We start from the raw sequence: 19,937 nt of genomic DNA, 5'->3' as shown, positions 1-19,937 counted from the left end.
AGCTCCGAACCCCCCCTCAGAAGGCCTCACGGTCGCCACCTCCCTTGACGCGCGGGTCGATGATCCCGTAGGTCAGGTCCGCGACGAGGATGCCAAGCAGCGTGATGGCCGTGAAGAACATGAACGACCCCATCAACAGCGGGTAGTCGCGGTTGAGCAGGGCCTCGTAGGTCACGTAGCCCATCGCGGGGTAGCCGAAGATCGTCTCCAGGATGATGGACGAGGAGAAGACCGTCGCGATGGCCAGCGTCAGGCTCGTGTAGATGGGCAGCAGGGAGTTGCGGCCGACGTAGCGGATGGCGATGCGCGCGTCGCTGATGCCGCGGAGGTGGGCCACCCGGATGTACCCCTTCCCCAGCTCCCGGATGCAGTTGCCGCGGTAGGCGAGCGCGCCGCCGAACCCGGCGATGAACGAGGCGAACACGGGGAGGGTGGCGTGCCTGACGATGCTGACCATGAAGTCGACGTTGAGCCCCGGCGTGTAGGCGCGGTTGTAGAGCCCGCCCGAGGGGAACCAGCCGAGGTTGAACGAGAAGACGATCAGGACCACGATACCGACGATGTAGAACGGGACCGTCCGGTTGAGGATGGAGAAGCCGGTCAGCACCTTGTCGAAGCGGCTGCCCTCCTTGTAGGCCATGCCCGCCCCGAGCAGGAGCGATGTCGTCCGACCCAGCGCGATGCCGTAGACGCTGATGAAGATCGACCACTGCATCCGGGTCGCCAGCACCTCCGTCACCGGCTTGCTGAAGTGAAACGACCGGCCGAGGTCCTGGTGGACGATCACCTGTTCGAGGTAATCGACGTAGGCGAGCGGGATCGGCCGGTCCGGGTTGATGTTCGTGTACGTCTCGACCATCGTGTTGATCCGGTCGAGCTCGGCCTGGCTGAACGACCCCGAGGTGCTCATCTGCTGCATGAGCCGGAGCCGGACCATCTCGACCGGGCCGAACGGCATGAGCCGGAAGATGGCGAACGCCAGCGACGTGACGATGGCGAACACCAGCACGGCGTGGGCTGTCCGCTTGAGGAAGTAACTGGACGCCATGTGTTCGCCGTCGTAACTATCCCGTTTATGCTTTGCGGTGGTAGCGACCGAGGCCGGCCTCCGGCGACCGACACGATCGTCGGCACAGCGGCGGGATTTGGGCCATAATTTTTTATACTAGGATAGAGAACCCCGGCGCATGACAGTTGCCGAGTCAGCGGAGCGACCGGCGGGAGACGTCGTCTTCGAAGTCAGGGACGTGTCGGTCACCTTCGACATGGAAGCGGGCGAGTCGCGCGTCCTCGACGGGGTCGACTTCGACGTGTACAGGGGCGAGACGCTGGGAATCGTCGGCGAGTCGGGGTCGGGCAAGTCGATGTTCGCCTCGTCGCTGTTGAACGCCGTCGTCGAACCCGGGCGCGTCGGCGGCGAGGTCACCTACTACCCCGAGGAGGGCGAGCCGATCACCGTGACGGACATGAGCGAGTCGGAGCTCAAGGCGGGCGTCCGCTGGCAGGAGATGGCCTTCGTCGTCCAGTCGGCCGGGAGCGCGTTCAACCCGACGATGACCGTCCGCCAGCACTTCCTGGAAACGTTCGCCGCCCACGGCGTCGACGAACGCGAGGGGCTAAAGCGGGCGCACGAGATCTGTCGCGACCTCTACCTGAACCCCGAGCAGGTGCTGCCCTCCTACCCGCACGAGCTCTCCGGCGGGATGAAACAGCGCGTGCTCATCGCGCTCGGGGTCGTCCTCGACCCGGAGGTGGTCGTCCTCGACGAGCCGACGGCGGCGCTGGATCTGCTGATGCAGCGGGCCATCGTCTCCCTGCTCTCGGACATCAAGGAGAAGTACGACCTGACGCTCGTGTTCGTCACGCACGACCTGAACCTGATTTCGCTCATCGCCGACCGGCTGGCGGTCATGTACGCCTTCGAGTTCGCCGAGGTCGGCCCGACCGAGCAGATGCTGACCGAGCCCGAACACCCCTACACCCGCGCCCTGCTGAGCGCGGTGCCGAACGTCTCGGCGCCGCTGTCGACGATGGCGGCGATCCCCGGGTCGACGCCCAACCCGAACGACGTGCCCAGCGGCTGTCCCTACCACCCGCGATGTCCAGTCGCCGACGAGCGATGCGCCCGCGAAGCGCCCGCCCTCGACGTCTTCGGCGAGGAACACGCGGCTGCCTGCCACTACCCCGACGCCTCCAAACGGGAGGTCCGGATCCCGACGGCGGGACCCGCCGAGTCCGACGAGGAGCGTGGTGTCGATGAGTGACGACGTGGTCGTCTCCCTGGAGGACCTGCACGTCCACTTCGAGAACAGCCGGCTGTTCGGGCTGAAGGGCGCCGAAACGGTCAGGGCGGTCGACGGCGTCTCGCTGGACGTCCACGAGAACGAGGTCGTCGCGCTGGTCGGCGAGTCCGGCTGCGGCAAGACGACGCTGGGCAAGGCCGCCATCGGCCTCCACCGGCCGACAGCGGGGAGCGTGCGGTACCGCGGGACGGACGTCTGGGAGGCCAAGGACGCCCGCGGCCTGCTCGGCGGCGGCGACCTCGACCACGACTTCGAGGAGATCCGCCGGGCGCTCCAGATCGTCCACCAGGACCCCGAGGCGTCGCTCGACGCGAACTCCCGCATCGAGTCGATCCTCGCCGAGCCGCTGCGCCGCTGGGAACCCGAGATGAGCCGCACCGACCGGCGCGAGCACGTCTACGGCTTCCTGGAGTACGTCGGCCTGGACCCGGCGGCGGACTTCGCCGACCGGTATCCCCACCAGCTGTCGGGCGGCCAGCAACAGCGCGTCGCCCTCGTCCGCGCGCTGCTGATGAGTCCCGACCTGATCCTCGCCGACGAGGCCATCAGCGCGCTGGACGTGAGCCTCCGGATCAACATGATGGACCTGATGCTCCGGCTTCAGGAGGCCGTCGACACCGCGTACCTCTACATCACGCACGACATCTCCAACGCCCGCTACGTCGCCAAGAAGTCCGGCGGCCGCATCGGCATCATGTACCTCGGGAAGCTCGTCGAGATCGGTCCCGTCGACCGGGTCATCGAGAACCCCCAGCACCCCTACACGAAGGCGCTGCTGTGGGCGACGCCGGACCTCGCCTCGGGCGAGCGGGCGAGCGACGCCCACGGCATCGAGGACGCGCCGCTCCGCGCGATCGACGTCCCCGACGCCGCGAACCCGCCCGCGGGCTGTCCCTTCCACGACCGCTGTCCCGAGGCGCGCGAGGCCTGCACCGACGAGATGCCGCCGTCGACGTCCGTCGAGTCCGCCCACCGTACCCGCTGTTTCCGCGCCGACGACGACCACCCCTACTGGGAGAGCGCCCCCCTGCCGGACGCCGACGAGGGCTCGGCCGCAAAACGATCGGCCGGCGACTGACCGGATAGACGGGAGTGCAGAGCGATTTTGCGGCGGCTACGCTTCGGCACCAGCGGTCGCGTCGCCGAACGCGTCAGTACGTCTCGCGCAGGTGGCGGACCGAGAGTTCCTCGGCGAGGTGGGCTTCGACGAGCGCGTCCCGGCGGTCGTCGTACGCGTCGAACGAGAGCGTCCGCTCCTCGCCGGCGGCGAGGTGGACGTAGTTGTCGCCGAAGGCGCCCGGCAGCGCGCCCGGGTCGAGTTCGACGAACAGCGCCGCCCGGTCGGCGCCGACTGTCACGTCGCATCCGTCGATCTCGACGGTCAGGTCCGTCTCGGGCAGGGCGAGTCGCTTGTAGTCGGCGAAGAAGGCCGTCGCCGGGTAGGACTCTCGCGAGCCGTCGAGCGCGGCGCGGACCATCACCTCCGACGGAGCGACGCCGTCGGGTAACTCCGCGCGTTCGACAGTCGCCAGAGCGGTGCTCTCGTGGGCGTCCAGGTCGACTGCGACCGACTCCTCGCGGACGAGTTCACCGTCGAAGGTGGCGACTTCGAGGTCGACCGCCCCGGTCAGCGGCCCCGTCTCGTCGCTGGTGATCCACAGCGTCTGAGCGGTCACGTCGCCCCAGTCGGCGTCGTCCGGGTCCTCGGCCTGGACGTTGTCGACGCCGTCGCGCCCCTCGAACGCGGGGTGGAACGAGAGGAGGACGGGCGCGAACTGTCGACGGGCGGCGTACTGCTGGGCCTTCCACTTGCCGTCGTACTCGATGGACGACCAGGAGGCGACCGGCCAGAGGTCGTTGAGCTGCCAGTAGAGCGCGCCCATCGTCGTGGGTTTGCGCCGCCGCCAGTACTCGATGGCCGTCGACATGGCCTCGGCCTGGAGCAGTTGGGAGACGTAGACGAAGTCGGCGAAGTCGAAGGGGATGCGGAAGTAGTCGGCCATCCGGCGGAGGATGGTGGCGTTGCCGCCGGGATTGCGCTGGTGGTGTTCCATCGTCGGCGACGTGGGGTTGAACTCGTCGGGGTCGAGGACCGTCCGGAGCGAATCGAGCGACGGGAACGACTGGTAGCCGAACTCGGAGACGAATCGGGGCTCGGTCGTGTAGTAGTCCTCGAAGGGCTGGCCGCGGTGCCACACGTCCCAGTAGTGGATGTCGCCCTTCTCGAAGACGTACGGTTCGAGTTCGCCGGGGCCGCTGGAGGGCGAACCGGGCCAGTAGGCGCGCGAGGGGTCCTCCTCGCGACACGCCGGCTCGACGGTCTCCTCGTAGAGAGCGCGGTAGTCCTCGCGGTGAGCCTCGTGGCGCTCGTGGTCGCCGTACCAGTTCTCCAGCGCCTCCTCGTTCTCGTTGTTGGCGCACCAGACGGCGATCGAGGGGTGGCTCGCGAGGCGGCGGACCTGATAGCGGACCTCCTCCTCGACGGTGTCGAGGAACGCGTCGTCGGCGGGGTGGAGCGAGCAGGAGAACATGAAGTCCTGCCAGACCAGCAGCCCGTACTCGTCGCACAGGTCGTAGAACGCCTCGTCCTCGTAGTACCCCCCGCCCCACACGCGGAGCATGTTCATGTTCGCGTCGGCCGCGCTGCGGATCAGGTGTTCGTAGCGCTCGGCGGTCACGTCGCCGTACAGCGGCGCCGTCGGGATGGTGTTGGCCCCCTTGGCGTAGACCGGTTCGTCGTTGACCTCGAAGTAGAAGGACGTGCCCGCCTCGTCGGGTTCGACCACCAGGTCCACATCGCGGAAACCGATCCGGTCCGTGTGGGTATGGTCCCCGACAGAGACTGACAGGTCGTAGAGTGGCTGGTCACCGTACCCGTCGGGCCACCACAGTTCGACGGCGCCCTCGTCGACCGGGACGGTGAGTTCGACTTCCTGCTCGCCCGCGTCGAGCGCGACGGCCTCCGTCAGGCTCGTCTCTGCCACCTCGACGGTCAGGTCGTACGTCCCCGCGGTCGGCGCGTCGACGCCGACCCTGACCGTGAGGTCGATCCCCGCGACGGTGTGGTCCTGCTCGGTCTTCGCGTAGCGGATCCGCGGTTCGGAGTAGCCGACGAGCGAGATGTCCCGGTAGATGCCCGAGGTCGGCAGGCAGGGGCCCCAGTCCCACCCGTAGTGGCACTGGGCTTTGCGGACGAACGCGCGGCCGGGCTGGTCGACGGGATAGCGGATCGACGGGACCTCGTGGGGGTACTCGGCCGCCCGCTCTCGACCGTACTCGACGGGCGACCGAAACCGGACGGTGACCTCGTTCTCGCCCGGTTCGAGCGCCCCGGCGGCGTCGAACTCGTGGCCGACGTGCATGTTGACCGACTCGCCGACGACGCTGCCGTTGATCAGGACGGTCGCCACCGTGTCGAGTCCCTCGCATCGCAGGACGACGCGGTCGTGGTCGAGGAGCCGCTCGCCGACGTCGACGGTCCGGCGGTAGACCCAGTCCGTCGTCCCCACCCACTGCACGTCGAGTTCGTTGTCCGCGACGAAGGGGTCGGGGATCTCGCCGGCGTTCAGGAGATCCGAGTACACGCCCCCCGGCACCTCGCCGTCGAGCCAGGACTCACCGTCCGATCGACGGAACCGCCACTGTCCGTTCAGCGACTGAGTTCGCATACGGTCTACAACGCCGGCTCTGGCCCTTAACAGTGTCGCCACCAGCGACGCTCCTGCCGCCGTTCGGCGTCTTCTCGACCGGCAATTCCTCGCAAACGTCCCCGCCTTTCGTTTGTCTCTATCAAACTCATCTGGAGCCTCCCAGATCTGTTTGCCACTCGGAAACAGGACGCGATATTCCAGAAAAGCGCCGGAACTCTCAGCAGTCACAGGATTGCATCGGCCGGGAACCGGCCGATAGTGATGCTCCTGGCGGTCTCGGGCAACCCAACACTGAATACCGGTCGGGAACAGCGAGGGACTATGGCGGAGACGTTTCGACAACAGCTCCTGATGCACGTCTGTGCGAACCAGCTCGTCGTGGCGCTACTGCTCGCCGGTAGCGTGCTCGCACTGATCCTCGACGTCGCGATCCTCGTGTTCGTCAACGAACCCGGCGGAGCCGGCGCGACGGTGGGGATCATGAGCCTCCCGGGCATCCTGTTCATGATCGGCTGGACGAGCTACGCGCTCTACCGATGTCGCGACGACATGCCCTACGGTCGGTCGGGCCCGACGCTCGACGCGGACGACGGTGGGCCGCCATCGTTATAAGCCTGGATCGCGCGTTTGGGGACGTGTCCACGATGACTGACAGCCTGGACTCCGACACAGACGAGTACCACCCGCTGCTCCGGCCGCTGGTCGCGGTTCGGAGTTCGTTCCTCAACTTCGTCGTCGCCCTGGGCGTCGCGATGTTCGCGACCGCGCTCGCCGTCTCCGGCCCAATAGCCGGCATTCTCGGCGTCCTCGGCGTCAGTGCGATCGTCTACGCACTGTTCGGCGAACTGGGGTTGCGGGCCATCGGGTACAAGTGAACCCGGAGCCGCACTCCTGACCCCACGATCCGACCGATCCACCGGCGGTACCGCCTCCTGCGTGCATTTTCTCGACACTCGACACCGGAATCCACTGTCACCGTTCCGTATCGAGTTCTTCGGACGGTCGTCTCGACCAACGTTTGCTTGAATCAAACAACCGATTACGATCCTATGGCCGTAATCTTCTGCTGGACTCGTCGAGTCGAACGTCGCACACCGAACGACGACACAGCCGCACGCCGGAGCGAGAAACTCGAAGCGAGACCGAAAGTGCCGCCCTCGGATCGATAATAGCTAAAATCATACATGATCCACTACTTTCCTGTTATCTTCTATAACCGCCGTTTCTCAATGCAGTACTCAGAGAAATACATCTCACGCGCTCAAACGGAAGAATACTCGGATTTCGAAGTCCCTCACAGCCTACGACAAATCTGACCAGCTGCCTCGATACGTAAATCGGATCGGCGAAGATATTGCCATCGTATACCGTTCAGACACGAACCGACGGTAGAGGGTGCTGATCCGAACACAACAGACAGTCACTTAATATAAAAACACGAGTATGTATTCAAACGCTATCTATTCGCAGTTCAGATCCGCGGAGAGAGCCCGTCTTCACGAAAACCCCGTTCACAGGGCTGCTACCTACTCGACTGAGCGCCAATCGGCGAAAGCACAGTCGGAACTTCGTATAGCGATATACGGTGTATGCAAACAGCTCTGCGGCGTGCCGGCAGACGGCAAAAGTCGGGCGTTCGCTCCGGATAGCACCCTAAAGGCCGAATCCCGTCGATCAACCGTCCTCGAAACCCCGACCGCGAACACGACGTGGAATGAGCGGCCATCACCGGGTCGGATCGTGCGCGCGCGGACAAGTTAGGAGCAACCGGATTCACTGGCCTCGTCGATCCCGTCTGACCGCCACCATCGACGGTTGGTGATCCAAGTCCCGACTGCCTACCGTCCGGAGCCCCTCAGTTGTCGTCGGTGAAGACGTAGTCGACCGACAGCCCAAACACAGTCCGAAAGCAGCGAACGTTTCCACGGGTCACGGATCGGCGGCAGCCGGGTTTTGAACGAACAGGAACCTAGTGAGACAGGAGACAGCTATGCCCGAAGCCCCGATACTCGGCTGATGGAGATCCCCTGCCGCGAAGTGTAGAAGGCGGCGCAGAACCCATCCAGAGTGTTCCCCGTGCGGTGAACGACGGGCAAATTCCTACCGGTTCGACGGCCCTCTACGCGAGCGAAACGTGGGCGTCCGACCGGAGGTTGCACAGACCAGCGATCGGCAACGCACGCCGGTGGGCAGACATGCGGAGGTGGGCGGAGCCGATTGCGGCCGGCGAACCCCTGGTCGGACGGTCGAAACGGGCGGCCGTGGCAACTATGTGGGTCGGCCGCGAGCGATCCGACGATGGCAATCGAGGAGCGGGACGCCTTCGACCTGGCGCTGGTCGCGATAGCAGTGGCGCTCGTCGTCGGTTCGTCCGTCGAGGCGTCGAACCCGGCCGCTGTGGTCGGCTCCGCTATCGGCGCCGTGACGTCCCTCGATCCGATCGCCTACCTCGTCGTCCTCGGCGTCGGCGGCGTGTTGTTCATGGCCTACGCGCTGCTGTATCTCCCGTCCCAGAGCGGGTACTGACGACCCCGCCGTAGCAGCCCAGGCGATTCTGTACTTCGGTGGCCACCTCCGGCCCAGTTGAGGGCTCGATCGGCAGATTTCGACCGAGAGGGCGATTTCTCGCGGCCTTCCGCGAGCTCGTCGCCCGAGCGCTATTCGGCAGCGTAAACCGAATGCCGATATACCAAATGGCGGGCGCGAATCGAACCGCGGCCGTCGGGAGGCGGGGGAGACGAAGCGTAGGCGGCGGGCACCGGGTCCAGTGGCAAATATTTAAGCGAGAGGAGCCGACTGGAGAGCACGATGCACACCGAAGCGACGGATGCACTGACCGACGACGGCAAGCTACTGTTCGGGGCTGGGTTCGTCTTCGGGGTGATGGCGTCGCTGGTGCTGCTCGGCGTCGTGGTCGCGGTCGTCGCTGCGAACGGCCAGTCGGTCCCGGTGACGGTCGCGGCGACCGTCGCCGCGGGCGTCGTCTTCGCGGCGATCGTCGGCGGCGGGCTCTACCTGCTGGCGTTCCCGGAGAACCGGACGCAGATCGCGGTCGACGCCGCGGACTTCGGCCTCGGCGACGAGGAGTGAACGAGGCCCGGAAGCCGGCCGTGACGCGGCCGAGCGACGCTGTGCGTTCGCCCGTCGGCGTCGCCGCGAGACGGACGACTTTTTGTCGGTGGTCGTCCTCGGTCCGGACAATGGCCGAGTTCGACCCCGAGAAGTTCGAGGACAAGTACGCGAATTACTTCACCGAGCTCCAGCGGACCTACAAGCAGGCCTTCGAGACGATGAACGACCGCTACGACTCGGAGCTCGTCCACGCTATCGACCAGCAGATCCTCGCCGAGAGCGAACCGTTCTACGAGGGGGACGGCGAGTTCCGGATCGAACTCCCCGACGACCCCACCGACCGCCTGTCGGGCGTGCTCGTCGTCGACGACGAGAAGGTCGAGACCGTCCTCGACCGGTACGTCGAGGAGATCGAAGCGGAGATCCGTTCGGTGTTCGGTCTGAACGACTGACCGCCGCCGTCAGTTGCAGACCAGCGAATCGCCGTCTTCCCCGAACGGCCGCCCGCTCCGACGGCGGATAGAGTGTGCGACCGCGTGGCGCGAGACACTTATCTTCGCGCGCGGCGAAACGTGAGTGATGTTCGTCGGCCACGCCTGCCTCGCGTTCGCGATCGCCGCGTTCGGCGCCCATCGACTGGGCTGGAGCCGAGCGACTGCGCTCCGCGTCGCCGTACTGGCCGGCCTCTTCGCCACGCTCCCCGACGTCGACGTCGTCTACGGCCTCGCCGGACTCGTCGCGCCGTCGCCTGGCGCCGGCCCCATCCCCGTCGAATCCTTCTGGGACGCCGGCAATCGGGTCCACCGCGGCGTCACCCACGCGCTCCCCGTCGCCGCGGTGACGACCGTCGCCGTCTCCCTCGCCGCCCGTTCGGAGTCCCACTTGCGGGCAGTCGGCGGTGGCTTGCTCCTCGCACTGATCCCCGTCGTGACCCTACTCAGCGGCCTGCTCGCCGGTGCGGTCACGGTCGTGTTCGTCCTCGGCGCAGTCGCGCTGGTCGTCGCGGCCCATCGCCGGGACGTATCGCCGCGGGTCCTCGGTGGCGCCGCGCTCGTCGGCCTGGTCACCCACCCCTTCGGCGACCTGCTGACCGGGGAACCGCCCGCGTTGCTCTACCCCTTCGACCTGACGCTGGTCGCCGAGCGAGTCGTCCTCTCCGCGGACCCGACGCTGCACCTGCTGGGCGCGTTCGGGATCGAACTCGCGACCGTCTGGCTGGCGCTGGCCGCCTACTTCCGCATCTCCGGCGAGCGCCCCCACGCTCACGTCGACCGCCGCGCCGTACTCGGCGTGGCCTACGCCGGCGCCGCGCTCGCACTGCCCGCGCCGACGCTGGAGGTCTCCTATCACTTCGTCTTCAGCGTCCTCGCCGTCGGCGTCGTCGGCGTCTCGCCGCCCACCTTCGAACGGTTCCGGTCCTGGCGGGCGGCCGTGACCGCGCTCTCGGCCATCAGCCTCGCCGCCGTCGCCTACGCGATGGTGTACCTCTTCGTCGGATGAGTCGTTTCCGGCAGACGGGTTTCTGGGGACGCGACTACCAGCAAGCAGGGAAGGTGGATCTGCCGGGTCTGGCTCCGATCGGTCCCGGAACCGGTTTCGAGATTCTGCAAAACTTAAAACGTCTCCCGAGACAACGGACGAGTATGAGCGACAACGAGGGACGAACGGACCTGCGGATGCCCGACGACGACGAGGTGTTCGCCGTCGTCACGGAGATGCTCGGAGCGAATCGAGTGGAAGTGCGCTGCATGGACGGGACGACGCGGACGGCTCGCATCCCGGGCAAGATGCAGAAACGCATCTGGATCCGCGAGGACGACGTCGTCCTCGTCGAGCCGTGGGACTGGCAGGACGAGAAGGGGGACATCACGTGGCGCTACGAGAAACAGGAGGCCGACCAGCTGCGCGAGGAGGGACACATCCAGGAGTAGCATGGAGGACCACATCACCGTCGAGTGCGCCCGCTATTTCTCCTCGCGCGCTCGGTGGAGTCACTGACCATGTCGGAGTATCGCCTGCTCGACACCGACGAGGCCGACTCGCCCGGCGACGAGTGGGAAGAAGTCGACGTCCACGACACCGAGGCGGACAAGATCGCTCGCCAGCGCGACCGCGAGTTCAACGAGTTCCGCGAGCGCATCAAGAACACCGAGCAGTTCAAAGTCGAGGCGTCGGTGTTCGACGACGCGACCTTCGCCGCCCTCTACAAGCTCGTCCAGGACGACTACATCGTCGCCTTCGGCGGCCCCATCTCGACCGGCAAGGAGGCCAACGTCTACACCGCCCTCGGCGCCGAAGACACCGAGGTCGCCGTCAAGGTCTACCGCATCAACGCCTCCGACTTCACAGACATGCGGGGGTATCTCGACGGCGACCCGCGCTTCCAGGGGATCGGGTCCGACAAGAAGAAGGTCGTCCTCGCGTGGGTCCGCAAGGAGTTCGCCAACCTCAACCGCGCCCGACAGGCCGGCGTGCTCGTGCCCGAACCCATCGCCGTCGAGCGCAACGTCCTCGTCATGGAGTACCTCGGCACCGACGAAGGCCGGGGCAAGCGTCTCTCCGAAGTGAATCTCGAAAACCCCGAGACCGCCTACGAGGTCGTCCGCGAGTACATGCGCCGCCTCCACGGCGCCGGCCTCGTCCACGGCGACCTCTCGGAGTACAATCTGATCGTCCACGGCGACGAGATATACGTCATCGACCTGGGCCAGGCGGTGACGGTCCACCACCCCAACGCCGAGGAGTTCCTCGATCGGGACTGCGAGAACGTCGCCGCCTTCTTCGGCCGACAGGGCCACGACGTGACCGCCGACGAGCTGAAGGCGTACATTCTCGACCAAGACGACGACGAGGACGAAGCGGACGAGTTCTGACCGCGAACGCGCGATTCGACCGGGGTCACTCGACGGGCTGTGCGAACCCGAAGTTCGGTTTCACGTCGTCGACGCGGACTTCGAGCGTCTCGCCTTCCTCGACGCCGGAGACGAACAGCGTGTAGCCCTCTACCTTGGCGACGCCGTCGCCGTCGCTCCCGATGTCGACGATCTCGACGTCGAGCGTGTCGCCCTCGCGGACGGGGGCCGTCAGGTACCCCTTCGCGACGAGGTAGAGCTCCGAGGAGGAGTCCCGCGAGGCGTCGGGGCGGACCTGTCGGACGTACTCGAACTGCTCCTCCATGTCTTCCTGGAGGGGAGCGACGTCCTGTCCGTCGAAGACCTTCACGGCGAGGTCGCCGCCGGAGTCGAGCACCTGGTCGGCGACCTCGAAGGCCTGCCGGGCGAGGTGGACCGAGCGGGCGTGGTCGAGGTCGTAGTCGCCGGTCATGTTCGGCGCCATGTCCGAGAGGACGACGTCGACCGGACGCTCGTCGCCCGCGGCGCCGACGCGCTCGACGACCTCCTCGATAGTCGAGTCCTCGGTGATGTCGCCGCGGACGTACTCGACGTTGTCGTGCTCGTCCAGCGGGTCGATGCGCTGGCGGTCGACGCCGACGACGGTGCCGTGTTCGTCGACCTCCTCGGCGGCGACCTGGAGCCACCCGCCCGGTGCGGCGCCCAGGTCGACGACGGTGTTGCCCGACCCGAACAGCCCCGCGGTCCGGTCCAGTTGCTGGAGCTTGTACGCCGAGCGGGCGCGATAGCCCTCCTGTTTGGCCCTGTTGTAGTACTCGTCCTTGCCGCTCATTGGCCACGGATACCCCGCCGACGCGGTTAGGGGTGTCGTTCCGGCGACGGGAGAGACGCGAGCGCGCGGGCGAGGTCCGAGGGTCAGACCAGCCGGTCGATCGTCCCCTCGAGCTGCGAGCGCGCGGCGTCGGGGTCGGCTTCGGGGAGGGCGAAGCTCGTCTTCCGTTCGTCGGCGTCGGCGAGTTCGCTGAGGAGTCCGCCGCGGCGGTCGACCTCGGCGTAGACGGTCAGCGCCTCCGGCGAGGGGTCGAAGACCAGTTCGAGCTCGTCCAGTTCGCCCCGGAAGGGCCCCTCCGACGGGCGGAACTCGAACTCCTGGACGAACCGGCGGTCGGTGTAGCGGCCGTAGGGGTCGGCCTCGCAGTCGGCGGTCCGGAACGAGAGGCCCAGGTCCTCGGCGGCGTCGAAGACCGTCTGCATGCGCTCGGTGGGGCGGACCTCCAGCCGATCTTTGTCCTCGGGGTCGACGGCCATCGACACCTCCAGGTCGGTGTCGACCCACACCGACGCGTCGCCCATGGTCAGCGGCGTCGCGTAGGGGATCGAGAGGGCCGTCTCGTAGCTCGTCGACTCGCCGGGCTCGACGGTGAACCCGTCGGTGAGGTGGAAGCGATCGACGGTCGCCTCCTCGTAGCCCTCTTCGCCGCGGTAGCGGGTCTCGACGTCCAGTTCGATCCGGTCGACGGTCTGTTCGGCGTCGCCGCCCTCGACCTGTACGACGGCGTCGACCGACTCGCCCGGCCGTACCGTCTGGTCGTGGAGGACAGTGTCGACAGTCGCGTTACCGATGCCGACTGACGCGAGGATCTTCTTCATTCCATCCGATAGTTCCCGCGGCTCGATACATAAATGTACGTAACGAACGAGGCCGCGCCCGGGGCGAGGGTTACTCCTCGGCGTCGTCGCGCCACCGGAGGAGCGCGCCGCCACCGAGGAGGCCGGCCAGGGCGGCGAGCGGCCCGAATCCCGGTCCGCTACCGCCGAAACCCTCGCCGCCGCCATCTGGATCGGCCGTCGTGACGGTGCCCTGTCCGTTACCGGCGTCGTCGGGGTTGGCCCCCACGTCCGAGCGACCGATCTGTTCGAGCGTGACGCCGACGAAGCCGCTACCACAGCGGTTGAAGCGGTTGATGATGTACAGCTGTCCAGGCGCCACGTCGACCGACTCGCCGATGTACAGCGTCGTCTCCTCCTCCTCCGGCGCGCCCTCCCCTTTGGCGTTGATGATCTGGGCGTCGTACGCGAGCATCGTCTCGGGCGGCCAGGTGTCGCTGCCGGGCACGGTGCAGTCCTCGGCCACTCGGACCTGTGCCGGAGACGTCGACCCCCCGACGTGGATCATGAACCCGGCGATGTTGTCGTTCTCCCACCGCGTCACCTCCGGGATCGCCGCGGCCTCGGTGATCTGGCCAGCGGCGACGCCGCTTGCACCCCCGAGCCCGGCCGCACCGACGACCCCCGACCCCAGCGCCACGCCGGCCCCCGTCAGCACCGACCGCCGCGTCAGCCCCGATTCCCGCGCGGCGTCGCCGACAGCTCCGTCGCCCCGGTCGACCGATCGGTCGCCGTCGCTCGCTGGTGCTGGCATACGGTCGTCGTTGTGTCCTCGCGTGCCTAAGACCGGTGGGTGCATTCGCAGGCAGCGAGCGTCCGCGCTCGCTCGAACCCGGTGGCGCCTGTCACCGCGACACGCGCGCACTCGCGGGTAAAGAAGGGACTTTTTAATGGATGGGGGCGTAGCCGCGGGCAAGATGTTCAACGCTATCGTGAGCGCGGACACGCTCCGGACGACGCTGGACTCCGTGAGCGTGCTGGTGGACGAGTGCAAGATCCACCTCGAAGAGGAGGGACTGGAGATCCGGGCGGTCGACCCGGCCAACGTCGGCATGGTCGATCTCACGCTCTCGGCCTCGGCCTTCGAGTCCTACGAGACCGACGGCGGCGTCATCGGCGTCAACCTCTCGCGGCTGGAAGACATCGCCGGCATGGCCGACGCCGACCAGCTCGTCCACCTCGAACTCGACGAGGAGACCCGCAAGCTCCACATCGCCATCGACGGGCTGGAGTACACCCTGGCGCTCATCGACCCCGACTCGATCCGCCAGGAACCGGACCTGCCCGACCTCGATCTCGCCGCCGAGATCGTCATCGAGGGCCGGGACATCGACCGCGCGGTCACGGCCGCGGACATGGTCTCCGACCACATCGCGCTGGGCGTCAACGAGGCCGACGAGTACTTCTACGTCGACGCCGAGGGCGACACCGACGACGTCCACCTCGAACTCACCCGCGAGGACCTCATCGACCTGACGGCGGGCACCGCCCACTCGCTGTTCTCGCTCGACTACCTGAAGGACATGAACAAGGCCATCCCGAAGGACGCCGAGGTGCGCATGGAACTCGGCGAGGAGTTCCCCGTCAAGATGCACTTCGACATCGCCGAGGGCGAGGGGCAGGTCACGTTCATGCTCGCACCGCGCATCCAGAGCGAGTAAGCCGCCGCCTGCGTTCGCTTCCCGAACGACGCTCGGCTGCCGTTTCATCCCTTCTGTCGTCGCTTCTCTCCGCTCGATCGGTTTCTCAGACGCGGCGGTCACCGAGCACCGCCCGCGGGCCGCCGCAGTCGGTTGACCGCTGTCGCGCCTCGGCCGAACAGGGAATCGACACGTAGCCCGCAACCGATCCGGAGTAACCGGGATCAAGGCCCTTTGGGCCGGGACTCCTCCGATCGACCGTGCGAATGCGTAGCCTCTCCGAGCCGGCCGGCCCGAATCGCGCCGGGTCGGTCGCGGTCGATCGGTGGTCCTGATGGTGCGCTCGTCGACCCTCCGGGTCGGCTTCTTCGTCGCGCTCCTGACGGTGTTCGCCTACCTGCTGGTGCTGATCGTCCGCCCGTTCCTGACGGCGCTGCTGGCCGCCCTCCTGCTGGCCGTGCTGCTCGCCCCCGCCCAGCGCCGACTCGCGCCGCGGGCGGGCGAGAAGGTGGCCGCCTTCGGGCTGGTAACGCTCTCGCTCACAGCGGTCGCGGCCATCGTGGCCGTCCTGGTGGTTGCCGCGCCGTCCGGTCTGACGGACCTGTCGACGGTGCTGCAGGGGTTCCCGGCCGGGAACGCGGCCGAGCGGCGGATCGAGAACCTGCTCGGGGTCGAGGTGCCCCTGGAGTCCATCGTCGAGTCGGTACCCCGGCGCGTGGCCGAACTGCTGTTCGGCGACGTGTCGATGCTCGTCAGCGCGACGACCGACTTCTTCCTCGGCGCCGTGCTGTTCCTGTTCGTCCTCTACTACCTCCTCGTCGACGGCGACAGCCTGATCGACTGGGTCGAGGACCGGCTCCCGCTGAACGACGAGACGACCGCGGAACTCCACGAGGAGGCCTACCAGACGACCTGGGCCGTCCTGAAGGGGCACGTGTTCGTCGCCGTCGTCCAGGGGGCCGTCGCGGGCGTCGGCCTCTTCGTCGTCGGCATCCCCGACGTGCTGTTCTGGTCGTTCGTGATGATGGTCCTGGAGCTGTTCCCGGTCCTCGGCGTCGCCGGCGTCCTCGGCCCGGCGGCACTCTACCTCGGACTCCAGAACCGGCTGCTCGCGGCCGCGTTCCTCGTCGTCTACGGGATGACCGCCGTCGCCGTCGTCGACGACTACCTGCGTGCGCGCGTGGTCGACCGGGAGTCGTCGCTGCACTCGGCGACGATCCTCGTCGGCGTCTTCGGCGGCGTCTACGCCTTCGGCGTCATGGGGCTGTTCTACGGCCCGATCGTCGTCGGGCTGTTCAAGACGCTCGCCCGGGTGCTCGACGAGCGATACGTCTCCGAGTCGTAGTCCGTCGTCGAACGAGCAGCGATCGGCCCCGAAACGGCATCGAGCGGCCTCGAAACGACGGCGAGCGTCGTCGAAAGAAATAGCGGGCGGCGACGGCTTAGCGGTCGCCGGCGGCGTCCCGGCCGCCGTCGGTGCTGGCGGGCAGGTCGGTCGCCCCGTCCGCGTCGAGGCCCGTCTCGTCGTCGAGGGCGTCCAGCGCGTCGGCCCCCGAGTCGGTGTCGTCGTCGGTGTCGCCGACCGCGTCGGCCTCGCTCACCTCGAACTCGTCGACCAGTTCCTCCAGGTCGGCGGCGAGGCCGGCCATCTCCTGGACGTTCTGGGAGACGCTGTTGATCGAGGCGGCCTGCTCCTCGGAGGCCGAGGAGACGTTCGTCGCCTCGGCGGCGGTCTCCTCGCTGACCGTGCTCACCTCGTCGACCATGGCGACGACCTCCTCGGTCGAGGCGGCCTGGTCGTCGGTCGCGTCGCTGATCTCCCGGACGCCGCTCTCGGCGGCCTCGACGGCCTCGGCGATGTCGCCGAACATCTCGATGGCCTCCTCGATGGTGGCGACGCCGGACTCGACGCGCTCGCGCATGCTGTCGATGTCGTCGACCGTCTCGCCGGTCGTCGACTGGATGTCGGTGATGCGCTCCTCGACCTCGTCGGTCGCCTCGCTGGCCTCGGCGGCCAGCCCCTTGATCTCGTCGGCGACGACGGCGAACCCTTCGCCGGCCTCGCCGGCGTTGGCCGCCTCGATCGACGCGTTGAGCGCGAGCATGTTCGTCTGCTCGGCGATCTCGTTGATCATGCCGACGATCTCGCTGATCTCGTCCATCTCGGCCTGCAGCGCCGCGACCTGCTCGGCGGCCTGCTCGGTCTCGTCTTCGATGTCGCGGATCTCCGTCGAGGCCTCGGCGGCCTGGTCGCGACCGGCGTCGGCCTGCTCGGCCGCCGCGCGGGCGGTCTCGGCCACGTCGGCGGAGGAAGAGGCGATCTCCTCGACGGTCGCGGACATCTCGTTCATCTCGTCGGCGGCCTCCTCTAAGTTCTCCGCCTGTCGGTCGGCGCCGTGGGAGATCTCCTGGACCGAGCCCGCGACGTCCTCGCTGGCGGCCTCGATCTCCTCGGTGCTGGCGGCCACGTCGCCGCTCGCGGTCCGCACTTCCTCGGCGATCTCCTGGACGCGGGCGACGCTCTCGTCGACGGAGTCCAGTCCCTCGTCGATGTTCTCGAGCACGTCGCCGTAGTCGCCGGGCAGGTCCGTCTCCAGCTCCTGGGCGAGGCGGCCGTCGCGGAGGTCCGCGCTGACCGTCTCGAGTTCGTCGAAGCTCTCGGAGAGCTGTTCGAGCCCCTCGTCGAGTTCGGTCATCACCTCGCCGTACTCGCCGGGCAGGTCCGTCTCCAGGTCCTGGTCGAGCTGGCCGGCGCTGACGTTCGCGCTCGCGCGGCTGATCTCCGCGAAGCTCGTCCCGAGCGCGCTCATCCCGGCCTCGAGCGAGGTCATGATGTCGCCGAACTTGCCGGGCAGGTCCGTCTCCAGGTCGTCGTCGAGGTCGCCGCCCTGCAGCGCCTCGCCGACGGCCTCGATCTGGTCGACCTGTCGGTTCATGTTCGCCTGCATCTCGTCGAACGCGTCGACCATCTCCCCGATCTCGTCGTTCCCGGCGGAGATGTCCGTATCGTCGTCGAAGCGGCCCTGCGACATCGCGGCGGCGCGCGCTTTGATCTGGACGATCGGGCGGGAGATGTACCGCGCCGCGCCGTAGCCGGCGCCGGCGACGACGACCGCGGCGATGGCGATCAGCCCGATCATGAGGTTCCGCGCGCTGTCTGCCTTCTTCTGGAGCGACGCGCCGAGCGCGGCGATCGGCTCGTTCACGTCGGACTCGGGCACCGTCGCGACGAGCGTGAACTGCTTGTTCCCGAAGTGCAACGGCGCGTAGTCGACGTAGCGAGTGACGTTCTCGCCGTCGACGGTCTTCGTGTGGGTCGCCATGCCGGACTCCCCGGCGAGCATCCGCTCGGTGACGATGTCGCCGAGTTCGGCGCCGTACTCACCGGCCGCGGCGTCGGTCCCGGACGCGACGACGGAGTGGTCCGGGTGGCTGACGATCTTGCCGTCCTCGTTCAGGACGTAGAGGTACCCGCTGTCACCGACGGAGACCGAGTTTGTGGTCTCGGTGACGAGCGAGTAGTTGAACTGCGCCGCGACGACGCCCTTGAACTGGCCGTCGTAGTAGACGGGCGTCGAGATGGCCATCCGCTCGCTGCCGTCGACGGTCCGGACGTCGCCGAAGTACGTCTCACCGTCCGACATGGACTTCGCCTGCTTGAACCACGCCGCGTCCGCGTAGGAACCGAGTCCGGAGGTCGCGGTGTCGACCTGTCCGCCCGAGCGCTCGGTCCGGACGACGGCCTCCCCCTGGGCGTCGACGTACGTGATCGCCTCGAAGACCGGCGACTCGGTGTCGCCGACGGTCATCGTCTGGGTCTGCAGCGACCGCTCGAAGGAGGACGCGGTCCGCTGTTTCGCGTCCTTCAGCGCCGTCTGCTGGAGTTCGTAGTAGTAGACGCTCGGCGCCAGGATCCAGTCGAACGGCTCGTAGTAGGTGTAGGAGATGAACTTCGTCTCGACCGGGTTGCCCTCCTGGGTCGTGTCCTCCCAGTCGTACTGGGCGACGCCCCACTTCTCGCCGGAGCGGATCGCCTCGTCGTTCTGGATCCGCTTTTTGATGTCTTCGAACACCGTGAGCGTCCCGCCGGCGTCACGCTTCAGATTGTAGCCCTCCTCGAGGCTGTGGTGGATGATCACGTTCGACTCCAGGTCGGTGATGTACGCGTAGCCGGTGTTGCCGATGTACCCCGGCTGGAACGTCTGGTACATCGTCCCGTTGGGGGCGGTGCCGGCGCCCGCGGTACCGCCGATCTGGGCCTCGACGCGGCGCTCGACCTCGCGCTGCTCCGCTTCCGAGAGGTCCTCCCACGCGCGGCCGTCGTAGTCGGATTCGAGGATCGTCCGCCGGGCGTTCTCGATCGAGTTACGCATCTGTAGCGCCACGTACCCGACCTGGTCCTCGCTCATCTGCTGGACGAGGTCCATCTCGCCCTCGCTCGCGGCGAGGTAGTTCTCCATGGTCGCCGAGGAGGCCATCGCCCGAACGCCGACCCCGCGTTCGTCGATCTGGTTCTGGATGCCGTCCTGTCTCGCCTCGACTGTCGTGTCGAGCTGTCGCGTGATCTCCGTGCGCAGGTACTCCGAACTCTGGTTCTGCGCGTGCTGGTTGAGATCACCCATGTTCGTCGTCGCGAGCGCCCCGACCGCTGATAGCGGTATCAACGATATCGCAAGAAAGAGCGCCACAAGCTTGATTTTCAGGTCCATATCGGGAAACGATAATTGCCATATATAAAGTTTGCCGGCAAAT

The 19,937-nt window shown here is 67.3% G+C and carries 18 protein-coding genes; 12 read left to right on the top strand and 6 right to left on the bottom strand.

Translation table 11 applies throughout. The features are described from left to right. Window positions 1-16: 16 nt before the first annotated feature. Window positions 17-1,048, bottom strand: coding sequence for an ABC transporter permease (locus PSC72_RS15540; RefSeq protein ID WP_274322333.1), 1,032 nt, complete (start codon window positions 1,046-1,048; stop codon window positions 17-19). 139 nt (window positions 1,049-1,187) lie between these two features. Between PSC72_RS15540 and PSC72_RS15535 the strand changes: the two genes are divergently transcribed. Next, the gene (locus PSC72_RS15535) at window positions 1,188-2,264 is read left to right on the top strand and encodes an ABC transporter ATP-binding protein (RefSeq protein WP_274322332.1); all 1,077 of its coding nucleotides are present in this window, start codon (window positions 1,188-1,190) and stop codon (window positions 2,262-2,264) included. Next, a complete protein-coding gene (locus PSC72_RS15530; RefSeq protein ID WP_274322331.1) occupies window positions 2,257-3,381 on the top strand; it encodes an ABC transporter ATP-binding protein in 1,125 nt (374 codons plus the stop codon). Before PSC72_RS15535 ends, PSC72_RS15530 begins: the two co-directional genes overlap by 8 nt. A 73-nt stretch (window positions 3,382-3,454) precedes the next feature. Here PSC72_RS15530 and PSC72_RS15525 read toward each other — a convergent pair whose 3' ends face one another. Beyond that, window positions 3,455-5,971, bottom strand: a complete 2,517-nt coding sequence (locus PSC72_RS15525; RefSeq protein ID WP_274322330.1) for a beta-mannosidase — start codon at window positions 5,969-5,971, stop codon at window positions 3,455-3,457. A 303-nt stretch (window positions 5,972-6,274) separates the two neighbouring features. Here PSC72_RS15525 and PSC72_RS15520 point away from each other — a divergent pair, with 303 nt between their 5' ends. The 8 genes from PSC72_RS15520 (at window position 6,275) to rio1 (ending at window position 11,898) form a co-directional block, all read left to right on the top strand. Then, window positions 6,275-6,565 (top strand): hypothetical protein, encoded by a 291-nt coding sequence (locus tag PSC72_RS15520; protein ID WP_274322329.1) that lies wholly within the window; start codon window positions 6,275-6,277, stop codon window positions 6,563-6,565. Between the two features lie 32 nt (window positions 6,566-6,597). Then, window positions 6,598-6,828: a hypothetical protein gene (locus PSC72_RS15515; RefSeq protein ID WP_274322328.1), complete on the top strand. Its 231-nt coding sequence runs from the start codon at window positions 6,598-6,600 to the stop codon at window positions 6,826-6,828. 1,423 nt (window positions 6,829-8,251) lie between these two features. Further along, on the top strand, window positions 8,252-8,479 hold the full coding sequence (locus PSC72_RS15510) for a hypothetical protein (RefSeq protein ID WP_274322327.1): 228 nt from the start codon (window positions 8,252-8,254) through the stop codon (window positions 8,477-8,479). 282 nt (window positions 8,480-8,761) lie between these two features. Further along, on the top strand, window positions 8,762-9,043 hold the full coding sequence (locus PSC72_RS15505) for a hypothetical protein (protein ID WP_274322326.1): 282 nt from the start codon (window positions 8,762-8,764) through the stop codon (window positions 9,041-9,043). A gap of 110 nt (window positions 9,044-9,153) precedes the next feature. Beyond that, a complete protein-coding gene (locus PSC72_RS15500; RefSeq protein WP_274322325.1) occupies window positions 9,154-9,477 on the top strand; it encodes a DUF5783 family protein in 324 nt (107 codons plus the stop codon). Window positions 9,478-9,604: 127 nt separating this feature from the next. Next, window positions 9,605-10,525 (top strand): metal-dependent hydrolase, encoded by a 921-nt coding sequence (locus PSC72_RS15495; RefSeq protein WP_274322324.1) that lies wholly within the window; start codon window positions 9,605-9,607, stop codon window positions 10,523-10,525. Window positions 10,526-10,668: 143 nt separating this feature from the next. Continuing rightward, window positions 10,669-10,956 carry a translation initiation factor eIF-1A gene (eif1A, locus tag PSC72_RS15490; RefSeq protein WP_274322323.1) on the top strand — a complete coding sequence of 96 codons (288 nt, stop codon included), beginning with the start codon at window positions 10,669-10,671 and terminating at the stop codon, window positions 10,954-10,956. 69 nt (window positions 10,957-11,025) lie between these two features. Beyond that, window positions 11,026-11,898, top strand: coding sequence for a serine/threonine-protein kinase Rio1 (gene rio1, locus PSC72_RS15485; protein WP_274322322.1), 873 nt, complete (start codon window positions 11,026-11,028; stop codon window positions 11,896-11,898). A 25-nt stretch (window positions 11,899-11,923) separates the two neighbouring features. On the opposite strand, the gene PSC72_RS15480 is transcribed toward rio1, so the two are convergent. The 3 genes from PSC72_RS15480 to PSC72_RS15470 form a co-directional block, all read right to left on the bottom strand. Further along, window positions 11,924-12,709 (bottom strand): 23S rRNA (uridine(2552)-2'-O)-methyltransferase, encoded by a 786-nt coding sequence (locus PSC72_RS15480; protein WP_274322321.1) that lies wholly within the window; start codon window positions 12,707-12,709, stop codon window positions 11,924-11,926. A gap of 83 nt (window positions 12,710-12,792) precedes the next feature. Next, on the bottom strand, window positions 12,793-13,527 hold the full coding sequence (locus PSC72_RS15475) for a sporulation protein (RefSeq protein WP_274322320.1): 735 nt from the start codon (window positions 13,525-13,527) through the stop codon (window positions 12,793-12,795). A 70-nt stretch (window positions 13,528-13,597) separates the two neighbouring features. After that, on the bottom strand, window positions 13,598-14,299 hold the full coding sequence (locus PSC72_RS15470) for a PGF-CTERM sorting domain-containing protein (protein ID WP_274322319.1): 702 nt from the start codon (window positions 14,297-14,299) through the stop codon (window positions 13,598-13,600). Between the two features lie 163 nt (window positions 14,300-14,462). Between PSC72_RS15470 and PSC72_RS15465 the strand changes: the two genes are divergently transcribed. Further along, a complete protein-coding gene (locus tag PSC72_RS15465) occupies window positions 14,463-15,206 on the top strand; it encodes a DNA polymerase sliding clamp (RefSeq protein ID WP_274326188.1) in 744 nt (247 codons plus the stop codon). A gap of 313 nt (window positions 15,207-15,519) precedes the next feature. Then, on the top strand, window positions 15,520-16,530 hold the full coding sequence (locus tag PSC72_RS15460) for an AI-2E family transporter (protein WP_274322318.1): 1,011 nt from the start codon (window positions 15,520-15,522) through the stop codon (window positions 16,528-16,530). A 97-nt stretch (window positions 16,531-16,627) separates the two neighbouring features. Here PSC72_RS15460 and PSC72_RS15455 read toward each other — a convergent pair whose 3' ends face one another. Next, window positions 16,628-19,894 (bottom strand): methyl-accepting chemotaxis protein, encoded by a 3,267-nt coding sequence (locus PSC72_RS15455; RefSeq protein ID WP_274322317.1) that lies wholly within the window; start codon window positions 19,892-19,894, stop codon window positions 16,628-16,630. Window positions 19,895-19,937 lie beyond the last annotated feature (43 nt).

Origin of the sequence: Halosimplex aquaticum (genome assembly GCF_028747785.1) — an archaeon.
GTDB classification, from domain to species: Archaea; Halobacteriota; Halobacteria; order Halobacteriales; family Haloarculaceae; genus Halosimplex; species Halosimplex aquaticum.
Note: the sequence above shows the minus strand (reverse complement) of the source record. Positions and strands in the feature narration are given on the sequence as shown.